Annotated in this window: 9 protein-coding genes; 7 read left to right on the forward strand and 2 right to left on the reverse strand. The window is 47.4% G+C overall.

Going from position 1 to position 11,584, the window contains the following annotated elements; all coding sequences use genetic code 11:
• The first annotated feature begins 219 nt into the window (after positions 1-219).
• On the forward strand, positions 220-1,416 hold the full coding sequence (locus BST96_RS09645; protein ID WP_085758508.1) for an ATP phosphoribosyltransferase regulatory subunit: 1,197 nt from the start codon (positions 220-222) through the stop codon (positions 1,414-1,416).
• 32 nt (positions 1,417-1,448) lie between these two features.
• Positions 1,449-2,741: an adenylosuccinate synthase gene (locus BST96_RS09650; protein WP_085758509.1), complete on the forward strand. Its 1,293-nt coding sequence runs from the start codon at positions 1,449-1,451 to the stop codon at positions 2,739-2,741.
• Positions 2,742-2,842: 101 nt separating this feature from the next.
• On the opposite strand, the gene BST96_RS09655 is transcribed toward BST96_RS09650, so the two are convergent.
• Complete coding sequence (locus BST96_RS09655) at positions 2,843-3,859, reverse strand: GGDEF domain-containing protein (protein WP_085758510.1); 1,017 nt, start codon at positions 3,857-3,859, stop codon at positions 2,843-2,845.
• 298 nt (positions 3,860-4,157) lie between these two features.
• Between BST96_RS09655 and BST96_RS09660 the strand changes: the two genes are divergently transcribed.
• Entirely contained in the window at positions 4,158-5,057 is a 900-nt protein-coding gene (locus BST96_RS09660) for a DMT family transporter (protein ID WP_085758511.1), read from the forward strand.
• On the opposite strand, the gene BST96_RS21470 is transcribed toward BST96_RS09660, so the two are convergent.
• A complete protein-coding gene (locus BST96_RS21470) occupies positions 5,058-5,135 on the reverse strand; it encodes a VPLPA-CTERM sorting domain-containing protein (RefSeq protein ID WP_420814631.1) in 78 nt (25 codons plus the stop codon).
• Between the two features lie 656 nt (positions 5,136-5,791).
• Here BST96_RS21470 and BST96_RS09670 point away from each other — a divergent pair.
• The 4 genes from BST96_RS09670 to BST96_RS09685 all read left to right on the forward strand — a co-directional run bounded on the left by BST96_RS09670 (position 5,792) and on the right by BST96_RS09685 (position 11,559).
• Positions 5,792-6,019 (forward strand): YgaP family membrane protein, encoded by a 228-nt coding sequence (locus tag BST96_RS09670; RefSeq protein WP_169713959.1) that lies wholly within the window; start codon positions 5,792-5,794, stop codon positions 6,017-6,019.
• A 266-nt stretch (positions 6,020-6,285) separates the two neighbouring features.
• On the forward strand, positions 6,286-7,869 hold the full coding sequence (locus tag BST96_RS09675; RefSeq protein WP_085758513.1) for an ABC transporter transmembrane domain-containing protein: 1,584 nt from the start codon (positions 6,286-6,288) through the stop codon (positions 7,867-7,869).
• On the forward strand, positions 7,866-9,983 hold the full coding sequence (locus BST96_RS09680) for a peptidase domain-containing ABC transporter (protein ID WP_085758514.1): 2,118 nt from the start codon (positions 7,866-7,868) through the stop codon (positions 9,981-9,983). The genes BST96_RS09675 and BST96_RS09680 overlap by 4 nt, the downstream gene beginning before the upstream one ends.
• Positions 9,984-10,257: 274 nt before the next feature.
• Positions 10,258-11,559 (forward strand): HlyD family type I secretion periplasmic adaptor subunit, encoded by a 1,302-nt coding sequence (locus BST96_RS09685; RefSeq protein ID WP_085758515.1) that lies wholly within the window; start codon positions 10,258-10,260, stop codon positions 11,557-11,559.
• Positions 11,560-11,584: the final 25 nt, after the last annotated feature.

Below are 11,584 nucleotides of genomic sequence, written 5' to 3' on the forward strand. Positions count from 1 at the left end.
GGGGATTTTTTTGCCCGGGATTTGAGGTAGGGTGGATTGCAATCCACCAAAGCACCCTGTGAAGGTGGATTATAATCCACCCTACGGTCAAACTAGCCAAAACTTACGAAATATGTGTTAGAATCCCGCAAACCGAGCAGCGTCATGGGTTCTTACCCGAAATCATGATATTGCGCGGTTTTTTTGTGCTTGATGATCTTTCACTTTCCTGGATTGAATATGACCATTGCTGATCGTTGGTTATTACCCGATGGCGTTGAAGAACTGCTGCCTGAACAGGCTGCGCAGGTAGAAAACCTGCGCCGCAGCTTACTCGACCTCTATGATAGCTGGGGCTATGAACTGGTGATTCCCCCGCTGATTGAATTTACCGAGTCCCTATTGGTGGGTCTTGAGCATGATATCGATATCCAGACCTTTAAAGTGGTAGACCAGCTCAGTGGCCGTACCATGGGCATTCGCGCGGATATCACCCCGCAAACCGCCCGGATGGACGCCCACAGCCTAAACCGTGAAGGCCCGGTGCGCCTGTGTTATGCCGGTAGCGTGCTGCACACCAAACCCAAAACCTTGATGGGTTCCCGCTCCCCCATACAATTGGGCGCTGAGCTCTATGGCGATGCCACCCTTGGGGCCGATATTGAAATTATCAGCCTGATGCTGGAAACCTTACGTGCCGCCAGTGTTGAACAAGTGACGCTGGATTTAGGCCATGTCAGTATTTACCGGGCTCTGGTCGCTCAGGCCGAGCTGGATGATGACGCCGAACAGCAGTTGTCCGATGCCCTGCAACGCAAATCCACCGTGGATATTGAAGCCGCGATTGCCAATGGTATTACCGACCCTGCGTTGGCGAAAATGATGCTGGCACTGAGCCAGTTAAATGGTGATCGCACAGTCCTTGAGCGCGCCAAAACCGAATTAGCCAATGCACCGGCATCAGTCGCCAAGGCGATTGATGACCTTGCCACCGTTGCCGACCAGATTACCGCCAGAATGCCCGGCGTTAATCTCTATTTTGATTTAAGTGAGCTGCGTGGTTATCACTACCACACCGGTTTAGTGTTTGCCGCTTTAGCCCCCGGCCACGGCCAGGCAGTGGCCAATGGTGGCCGCTATGATGATATCGGCGAAGTGTTTGGTCGCGCGCGGCCTGCTACTGGTTTTAATACCGATTTAAAAGCTTTGCTAAGTTATCTATCTGCGGATAATAGTGCGCCGACCAAGGGCAGTATTTTTGCGCCGGATAGCAGTGCCTTGTCAGCTGAAGACAGTTTGTCTTTATGGCAGGCGGTACAAACATTAAGAGCCGAAGGCGAGCGTGTAGTCTGCGCCTTGTCCGGCCAAACCTCGGCCCCTGATTGTAATCGCTCTTTGCAATTGCACAATGGTCAGTGGCAAACGGTTAATCACTAATTTTTAACTTGGAACAACCTCAGAGTAAAGTAATGAGTAAAAATGTAGTTATTCTTGGCACCCAGTGGGGTGATGAAGGTAAAGGTAAGATCGTTGATTTGTTGACTGATCAAGCTGATCTGGTAGCGCGCTTTCAAGGCGGCCATAACGCCGGGCACACCCTGGTTATCAATGGTGAAAAAACGGTTTTACACCTTATTCCTTCCGGTGTGTTGCGCGATGAAGTGCAATGCTTGATTGGTAATGGCGTGGTGCTATGCCCTGAAGCCTTGCTAAAAGAAATTGGTGAGCTGGAAGAAAAAGGCGTTCCCGTTCGTGAGCGCTTACGTTTAAGCCCGGCCTGTCCATTAATTCTTGATTACCATATTGCACTGGATCAGGCTCGCGAATTAGCGCGTGGTGAAGCCAAGATTGGTACTACTGGTCGTGGTATCGGTCCCGCCTATGAAGATAAAGTCGCCCGCCGTGGTGTACGTTTAGGCGATCTATTACACCCAGAGCGTTTTGCCAGCAAATTAAAAGAAGTGATGGAGTTACATAACTTCCAGCTGACGCAATACTACAAAACCGATGCTGTCGACTATCAAAAAGTGTATGACGAAGCGATGGAAATGGCTAAGCAGTTAAAGCCGATGATTGCTGATGTCACCGGTATTTTGCATGACTCCCGCGAGGCCGGTAAAAATATCTTATTTGAAGGTGCGCAGGGCTCATTACTGGATATCGATCACGGTACTTATCCTTTTGTAACTTCTTCCAATACAACGGCTGGTGGTACAGCAACCGGCAGTGGTTTTGGTCCTTTATATCTGGATTATGTTTTAGGGATTACCAAGGCTTACACCACGCGTGTTGGTTCTGGCCCATTCCCAACAGAATTATTTGATGATGTAGGTGCACATCTGGCTGAGAAAGGCCATGAATTTGGTGCGACTACAGGTCGCCCTCGCCGCTGTGGTTGGTTTGATGCGGTAGCATTGCGTCAGGCGGTTCGTATCAATAGTATTTCTGGTATTTGTTTAACCAAGCTGGATGTACTGGATGGTTTGGAAACGATTAAGGTGTGTACTTCTTATCAGGATGCTGAAGGTAATGCGGCACCGATGCCCGTTGATGCAGATGACTATGAGCGTTTAGTGCCCGTCTATGAAGAGCTGCCTGGTTGGAGTGAATCGACTTTAGGCGCTAAGACGTTGGAAGAAATTCCTGAGGCAGCTCGTGCTTATATCAAGCGTCTTGAAGAGCTAGTCGGTGCGCCGATTGATATTATCTCAACCGGCCCTGACCGTGTAGAGACTATCGTATTACGTCACACCTTCGACTGATTTGTAGGGTGGATTACAATCCACCGTTTGCTGTATGGGTGGTGGATTGCAATCCACCCTACGGTTAGGCATAAAAAAACCAGCTTTAGCAGCTGGTTTTTTTATACGGATTCGCCAATCACCTGATCTTTTCCTTTTTGTTTGGCTTGATACATTAACTTATCAACCCGATCAAAAAAATCATCCAGCTCTTCGCCCTGACGGAAACAGGAAACACCGATCGAGGCTGTAATCCGGCCTATCACTTTGCCATTAGACCCGGTGGTTAGCTGCCGGGCAGCTACCGCCTTGCGTAAGTTTTCCGCCACACGCATGGCGCCTTCAAAATTCGTGTCGGGTAAAATGATCGCAAATTCTTCGCCGCCGTAACGGGCTAAAATATCATTGCCTCTAACATTTTTGCCCAGTGTCGACGCTATAAATTTTAAAATTTTATCGCCTACCTGATGCCCGAAATCATCATTAACACGTTTAAAGTCATCAATATCCAAAACCACCAATGAGCAGGTGGTGCCTTCAGCTAACGATTTTTCAGTAGCATTTTTTAATGCGGCATCATAGCCTCGGCGATTCATTATCTGCGTTAGCGAATCGGTTAGTGCATCATTGCCCAGTCGGTCGACGTCTTGTCGCAGGGTTAAAATCTCATCTGACAAATTATGCAAAGTGGTTTGAATATTTTGATTGGCATTGCGGGCTTGTTTAGCCTGGTCCGTTACCGTAGCAACAATCTCTTTGACTTCACCAATACTGGGGTCGTTATCCAGTTTTCTAATACACTCACTTAGCTTGTCGCTAAATTGATTGGAAGAGCTATCCCAATCCTTTAAGTGATCAACCATTACATTTAACATATCGCCAATAGCAATACGGGTATCATCGATATCCCGTTGATCATGGCTGGCAATATGCTGGATAAATAATTTCTGGCAGACGGCTTCGGTGATCGCCTTCTGTTGGGTGATCATGGTGTCGATATCGTTATTGAGTTGGTCAATAGATCCGGCAGCATACTCAAACCACAGGCGATAGTTATCAGGCTGCGGGCTAAGTTTATAGTTATCCAGATTTTCCAGGGTGGAATCCAGTAGTAATTTGGCTTGTAGCTTATTGTGCATTCAGTGCTTATTCCCTATTTGAGCTATTCCATTCGCTGAGTCATTGCATTAATGCTGATTGTAGGGCATTTTGAGGAAAAGTTTAAGGGGTCAATCCCAGCTCTGTAATGCAGTTATGGGATAGCAGCCAAGGTCTCGGAGATTATTTCCCTGGCCAGGTGGGGTTTTGCTGCCTGGAAGTGTCTTATATAGGATGGCTAGAAACTCCATTGCTTATTGTTTGTTCGGTGAGTGGGGCTGCACCGCCTGCAATTGGGCTTTTATCCCCTTCGGCTAATTTTCACTATCTGGAAACACCATGACATTAAGCAACGCTATCGCACTGATGGTCCTTGGGGCTATATGGGGGTCTTCCTTTTTATTTATGAAAGTAGCCGCTCCTGAGTTTGGCCCAGTGCCCTTGATTGGTATTCGTGTTGGCTTGGCGGCGCTGGTTTTATGGTTGTTTTTTTATTGGAAAAAATCAGCCGGTGAAAAGCTGCAATTTAACGGGCAGATGTTTATTGTCGGCGTGCTTAATTCAGCCTTGCCCTTTTCTTTATTTGCCTATGCGACCTTGCATTTAACCGCGGGGGTCACGTCGGTAATTAATGCGACGGTGTCTATCTTTGCCGCTATTGCAGGCTATCTCTGGTTAAAAGAAAGTTTGAGCTTTGCCAGAGTGGCGGGGCTGTTTATTGGTTTTTTAGGGGTTTGTTTATTGGTCGATAGTATCGGGGCCTGGCAGGATAAAACCGTATTGCTGGCAGTAATGGCCGGTCTTATCGCATCGGTTTCTTATGTGGCATCAAGCTGTTATATCAAGCAGCGCCTACAGGGTATGGATCCCTTGTCGCTGACTACGTCAAGTATGGTCTGCGCTGCTATTGCCATGCTGCCTCTAACGGTGATTTATTGGCCTGCCCAAATGCCTTCGGCCCAAAGCTGGCTATATGCTCTTGCTTTGGCAGTACTGTGTACCGGGGTGGCTTTTGTTATTTATTACCGCTTGATTACTGAGGTGGGGGTTTCTAAAACCGCAACAGTAACTTTGATTGTGCCAATGTTTGGTGTTTCTTGGGGAGTGGTATTGCTGGGTGAAGCATTGACTTTAAAGACCGGTGCGGCCTGTTTGGCGATTTTGGCAGGTACGGTATTGTCGGCCAACCTTTTACCTTTACTAACTGGCAGAGGCGAAAGGTCTGGCCGTTATCCGTAATTAGCGGCGTCTTCTTTTGATGCCAGCCAAGCCTGACAGGGCAGGGCCTAATAACCAGACCGCTGCTGGCACGGGCACCTGTGATACTTCAAAGCCGCCGTTAATATTCAGAGCTATTCTGCTATCGCCAAAGTTCCACGGAGTAAATTCGGCAGGGCCATAAAAAACTTAGCAGAATAAAATCGAAGATAGTGAATTCGCTGAGAATATCGATGGTAAAACCCTGTTCAAAAGAACATTCAATACGCCATCAAAATCAAATAGACCGTCGACCACAATCTGGTTAAACTCACCTTGCTCGGTGCCAGTAATTTCAAAGGTGGTTAACGAGTCCTCATCAAAGCACGCATCATTAGTAAAGTGCAGAGTGTCAGGAGAGTTGCCCGGGTAACCGACGCACCGGCATTTAAAATAACATCGCCGCTGATTTCACCGGAACCAGTAAGAATGCAGTCTTCAACTTCAATGCGGCCCTGCTCCATCCGACTATTGATGTTGGTACATTTCCCTGGCGGAGCTTAAGCTGCTGATAGAGCAAGCGCCTTTGATATAGGCGCCGATGCGAGGGCAAACAGAGTTGGTTTGAACAGGGTCATGCTAGTGATGGGCAAAATAGGGCTCAGTTGCCCCGGATTTATGCGTTTAATCATTGCAATATGACGGCCAAGGGCATATATATCTACTTACACAGCGAAGTACTCGCTATGTCATTCAAATATAAAAATGGTGGAAACATGTTAGAGCGGAATTTAGGCAATATTGAACGAGTCATTAGGTTGGTGTTTGGTTTGGGTTTGTTATTTTGGGCCTATACACAGACCACGATGAACGCTATCGACTGGTTTGTGGTAATTATTTCAGTGATGCTGGTGCTTAACGGGATCTTCTCTCGTTGCTTTATCTGGTGGATATTGGGTCTCAATACCTTTAAGCCGGCAACTACGGAAGCCAACTGCGATTAATAACCACTTCGTCAAGCCGACGATTGGGTCGGCTTGTTTACTTCCATGGATGGCCTAATGCTAATCCTGTATTCCTAAGTGATTGTTTGTTATTAGGTTTTACCTTTGCCCTGATATTAAATTAGTGGCCAAGACAGGCAGTTTTATTTAAAGTAGCAGCTTATTTACCCACTTGTTCATAGTGCTTCTATCTATTAGGGCGCTACTGGTATTAACAGGTCTTTGCTCAGATAGTCAGTCAACTGTAAGTCAATCAAGGTTACTGTATGGGATTAGATCCAATAAAGAACGGCATGCAGTCCCGTTTGCTGCTAATTTCACTGGCAGTAACGCTGCTGTCACTCGCCCTGCCCATCGCTCTCTTACAAGTGTACGATCGTATTTTGCCCAATCAGGGGGTTGGTACCGCCTGGGTGCTGGGTTTGGGTGTGCTTACTGCGATGTTGTTGGAGGCGGGCCTGCGTTATGGCCGTTCCTGGATGGTCAATCGCGCCGGGATGAAGTTTGATGCTCAGTCTTCTGTGGAGGCTATGCAGCAATTATTATCCGTCCCCGATGCGGAGCTCAAAGGGCTCGGACATACCCAAATTGAAGAAGGCTTTAATGCCCTGAAGCAGCTGCGTGAATACCATTCCGGGCAGGCCTTACTCGCCCTTTATGATGCCCCCTTTATTCTGTTGTTTTTGATACTGATTGCCTATGTTGGCGGCGCGGTGGTGTTGATTCCTATAACGATGCTTGCGCTGGCCTTTATGGTGGTTTATTGGCTGGGGCGTGAAGCGTCTGTGCATGCTGATCGAGTAAAGGCACGCAATGAGCGGCGCAGTTATTTATTGCGGCAAGTTTTTAGCCGTATCCTGCCTTATAAAGGCCTGGCGTTGGAGGGGGTGATAGCCAGCCGCTTTGAAACCAGCCAGCGGGAGTTGGCCAGTGATCAGGCGCAGTTGGATGAGCGCCTCATGCAAATACAGCTACTGACCTCGGTTTTCTCTCAGGCTACAACGGTGATTGTGGTGATGTTTAGCGCCCATTTAGTGATTAGCGGTGATATGTCCAGCGGTGCGTTGGCAGCTTGCACCTTGTTGGCAGGTCGGTGTATGGCACCGGTCGGGGCTTTGTTTTCATTTTGGGGTCGCCATCAATCCAGCCAGCAAGCTTTTGACAAAGCGCAGTCATTATTAAGTTTTGGTGATAGTGAGATTGCTGTAACGGATACAAAGACGGAGGCTTTGGTCGGTGTCTCTTGTCAGCAAGTTACATTACCCGGACTGGCACAAAACTTATCCTTTGATCTGGCTGCCGGTAAATTAGCCAGATTAGAACCGGACGCCAGCATTAATTGGTCCGCGGTGATGGCCTGGTTAAGAGTTGGTGGTGATAGAGAGGGTATTAGTGGTGAGCGAGTTTTTGATGGCGCCAGTGATGCCGCACAAATTCATATAGCGTTAGTGTCCCGGCGCAGCCGATTATTTCAGGGCAGTGTATTGGATAACCTGACCTTATTTAATAGCAGCCGAGAATCTTTAGCCTATCAATGGGCAGAGCAGTTGGGTTTGCATCAGCGTCTTATTCAATTGCCGCAGGGTTATCACACACAATTGGCTCAAGGTATTGGGGCAGGGGTTGATACCGGTACCGCGCAATTGATTGCTCTGGTGCGTGCATTAACCAGTGAGCCCAATATTTTATTATTGGATTGTGCTGATGCCGGTTTGGATATAGCGGCGCAAAAACAGTTGGCTGTGGTATTAAATAATTTGCAGGGGAAACTCAGTTGTTTGGTGGTGAGTAATTCTCAGGAGCTGGCAGATATTCCACTGTGTGCGGTAAAGCGGGGTGAGCAATCATGAGTCACGCTATTACCGATAATGATTTCTTTAGCCGGGATTTTAGCGGGCTGCTAACGGCAACGGCTGAAGCGCCTTGCCCCTGGCGCTATGCTTTAGGCAATTTGTTAACGGCTTTGGAGTGGTCTGGTTCTCTACCGGAGTTGGCTGCCTATCTGCCGGAACAAGGTGATCCGTTAGATTTAACGCAGTGCCGTGAGATTCTAAGTAAGCTAGGTTATAGCACTAAACTCAAGCGCGGCATTCTGGCGCATATTCCCGATTGCGATTATCCAACGCTGGCAATTACTGCGCCGGGTACGGCAGACGAAACCATCGTGGTGCTAAAAAGTGCGGGTTTGGATGGTATTGTTGTTATTGATCAGGCCGGCAACGAACAGATAGAAAATGATATTAATAAGCCGTTGCAGTGGCTTGAAATGCAACCCATACCCGTCAAAGCCGCAGCACCGGGCCAATGGTTTAAAGAATTATTGCAGCAATTTACCGGTCCTTTATTAGGTGTATTAATTCTCAGTTTATTTAATGCCTTGCTGGGCTTGGTACTGCCTTTATTTACTATGTCGGTTTATGACTTTCTCATTCCTTCTGGTTCTATTTCAGGGTTAGTTGCTGTAGGCAGTGGTGCCATTTTAGCGTTAGGTGGTTTGTTAGTGGCCAACCGAATGCGCTCACAAATGTTAAGTCGCATTGCTGCCGGTTTAAGTTTTCAAGCGGGGCGTTCCATTTTTCAAAAACTGATTTATTCGCCTGCGGATTGGTTGCAGCGGGTAAGCCCTGTCCAGCATATTACTCGTGTTCGTGATGTTGAGCGGGTGCGTGAGTTTTTTGGTGGCACCATGGCTGCCAGTTTGTTTGATCTGCCTTTTATTGTGGTTGCACTTATCGCTATTGCCCTATTGGGCGGGTGGTTGGTGGCGGTACCAGTCATCGGTGCTGGTATTTATGCCTTATTAAGTTGGCATTTTAATAATAGTTTGGCGGTAGCATCGCGTAACTCTGCAAAATTCAGCCAGCGTCGTCAGCAGCAATTGCGTCAGGCTATCGATGGTCTGGAAGATTTACGTGAGTCGGGCACCGGTAGTCACTGGTTAAAACAATTTGCCGATGAGTCGGTAAGAGCGGCCCGCTCCAACTTTAGTTACACCATGGTTTCGGCTTCGCAACAGGCAGTAGGGCGTTTTCTCAATATGGCGATTGCTCTGGCAACCTTAATGACCGGTATTTTTATGGTGATGACCGGCGCATTAACGACTGGTGGCCTTATTGCCAGCATGATGTTGATCTGGCGAGTCACCGGCCCACTGCAAACCGCATTTTTCTCAGCGTCCAGATTTAAACAATTGCAACAGTCGATTAGCCAGATGAATGCGATTATGGCGGCGCCCTATGAGCAAGCCCATGAGCAGAAGTTGGCGCAGTTAGTAGATTTTTCTCCGGCTTTAGAAATCAATAATTTATTTTATCGTTTTAGTGCTGATCGTGATGCGGCATTAAGCAGTGTGAGTTTTAACTGCGAAGCCGGGCAGAAAGTGGCTGTGGTTGGCCCTAACGGTTCGGGTAAGTCCACTACCTTGGCTTGTGTTGCTGGTTTATTACATCCGCAGTCGGGCAGTATTCGTATTGATGGGCATGATATTCGCCAATTTAAACATGTGGATTACCGTTCAGTGATTGGTTATGTCAGCGGTTCACCTGATTTAATTAGCGGTACGGTGAGAGCCAACTTCAATGCTGTTGCACCGATGGCTAGCGAAGAGGCGATGCTGGATGCCTTGAAACAAGTAGGGGTTGCTGATTGCTTCGATAGTTTGGATGCAGTGGTGTTAGAGGAGGGTAATCTAATCATCTCCGATGCTGTTGCAGAGGCATTGAGCTTGGCGCGTGTTTTATTACGCAAGCCCAAAGTATTAATACTCGACGATATTTTAAGTGCTGCACCTAAAATGATTGCAGATAGTTATCGTCAGTTGCTAACAGAGCCGCCAGCAGGCACCACTATTATTTATGCCACGCATAATAATGAACTAATGCTGATGGCAGATATTGCTGTGATTATGGATAAAGGCGCTGTAGCCCAAGTGGCAACATTGGCCGAGGAACCCCCGGAATCATAAACACCGTCGTTCCCGCGAAGGCGTATTGCTGCCCGGGGCAACTGCTTAAAATAAGGCTACGCCCGTAGGGTGGATTATAATCCACCAGTCATTAGGGCTCTGGGTTGGATTGGTGGATTATAATCCACCCTACGGGCGTGGCCTTAGCTAGAGTATTTTTACCGGACAGCAATGCACGTAGACTAGGTTACCCCTGCGGTAATGATGAAAGTAAGATGGTGCAGGCAACGCACTGGAATATATAACAACACTCTGGAAAACAACAGGCGAGACAATGGATAATAACTTTATATTGCGTGCTTTTCCCGATACCAATGAAGATCGTTATATTGGTAGGGCCTTATTGGCGGTAGCTATTTTTGTAGCGCTATTAGGTTTTTGGGCCAGTGTGGCGAAAGTCCCCGAGGTTGCAAAAACCCGTGGTGAAATTATTCCTCAAGGGGGTGATATTCAAGTGGTGCAAAGCCTTAGTGGCGGCAAGTTACTTCAGGTCTATGTCAGTGAAGGTGATGTGGTTGAGAAGGGGCAGTCCATTGCAAGTCTAGATCAAACCGTTAGTGAAGCCGATGTTAAGCAGCTTGAGGTCCAGCGCGCCGATTATATGTTAAGGATTGAGCGTTTAAGTGCCTTGGTACACGATCGCGCACCTGAGTTTGCTGCCGATGGCAAGCAATATCCAGGCTTGGCCGATCAGCAGCAGCGTTTATACGATAGTGAAAAATCTTTATTAGCAGCCAAGCTGGGCCAGATAGATGACCGTATCAATGCAAAAAAAGCCGAACTGAATAGTTTAGAGAGTCAGTTAAAATTATCGTCAGAGCAGGTTTCTGTTATTCAGCGCGAAGTTGATATTTTTCAAAGTGCTGCTGATAAAGGCGTTAGTTCAAAGCGTGAATTACTGGAAAAGAAAGAGCGACTTTCTGAATTAAAACGTATTCAGGAAGAATTAACCGGGCGTAAAAAGTCATTGGTTGAAAGTTTATCGGCCTTGGCTAAAGAAGGTGAGAGCGAAACACTTAAAACCAATACCGATCACCGCACTCGCCGTTCTGAATTGGTAGAAAAATTACAGGAAGTCGAGCAGGAGTTAATTCAAGCGCATACCGCTTTAGGTCAAAACGCTTTGGTTGCACCCATTGCCGGTGTTATTAAAGCATTACCCAATGCCAATGTTGGTGCAGTGATTCAACCCGGTGGCGTGGTTGCAGAGTTAGTACCTAGCGATCAACCACTCGATGTAGAGGTCAGGGTGTCACCACGAGATATTGGCTTTATCAAAGTCGGTCAGCAAGTGTTAGTTAAAGTGGACGCTTACGACTATTCCCGCTTTGGTGCCATTAAAGGTGAGGTGGCAAGAGTTTCTCCCAGTACCTTTAAAGATCCACAAAACGGTCAGGCTTATTTTAAAGCCACGATTAAACCGCAAAGTGAATTTGTGGGTGACGAAGCCAAAGGCCGGCGTATCAAAGTCGGCATGACCGCCGAGGCGGATATCACTACAGGCCAAAAAACCATTTTCCAATATTTGTTAAAACCGGTTTATACCACTGTCGACACAGCCTTGTCGGAGCGTTAAACCCTAAAAAATCAGGACGTCGTCG

Source organism: Oceanicoccus sagamiensis (assembly GCF_002117105.1).
Taxonomy (GTDB): domain Bacteria; phylum Pseudomonadota; class Gammaproteobacteria; order Pseudomonadales; family Dasaniaceae; genus Oceanicoccus; species Oceanicoccus sagamiensis.

Excerpts from the sequence above, each read along its gene's own strand:
- BST96_RS09645 (WP_085758508.1), top strand. The coding sequence starts at position 220 with ATGACCATTGCTGATCGTTGGTTATTACCCGATGGCGTTGAAGAACTG.
- BST96_RS09650 (WP_085758509.1), top strand. The coding sequence starts at position 1,449 with ATGAGTAAAAATGTAGTTATTCTTGGCACCCAGTGGGGTGATGAAGGT.
- BST96_RS09655 (WP_085758510.1), bottom strand. The coding sequence starts at position 3,859 with ATGCACAATAAGCTACAAGCCAAATTACTACTGGATTCCACCCTGGAA.
- BST96_RS09660 (WP_085758511.1), top strand. The coding sequence starts at position 4,158 with ATGACATTAAGCAACGCTATCGCACTGATGGTCCTTGGGGCTATATGG.
- BST96_RS09670 (WP_169713959.1), top strand. The coding sequence starts at position 5,792 with ATGTTAGAGCGGAATTTAGGCAATATTGAACGAGTCATTAGGTTGGTG.
- BST96_RS09675 (WP_085758513.1), top strand. The coding sequence starts at position 6,286 with ATGGGATTAGATCCAATAAAGAACGGCATGCAGTCCCGTTTGCTGCTA.
- BST96_RS09680 (WP_085758514.1), top strand. The coding sequence starts at position 7,866 with ATGAGTCACGCTATTACCGATAATGATTTCTTTAGCCGGGATTTTAGC.
- BST96_RS09685 (WP_085758515.1), top strand. The coding sequence starts at position 10,258 with ATGGATAATAACTTTATATTGCGTGCTTTTCCCGATACCAATGAAGAT.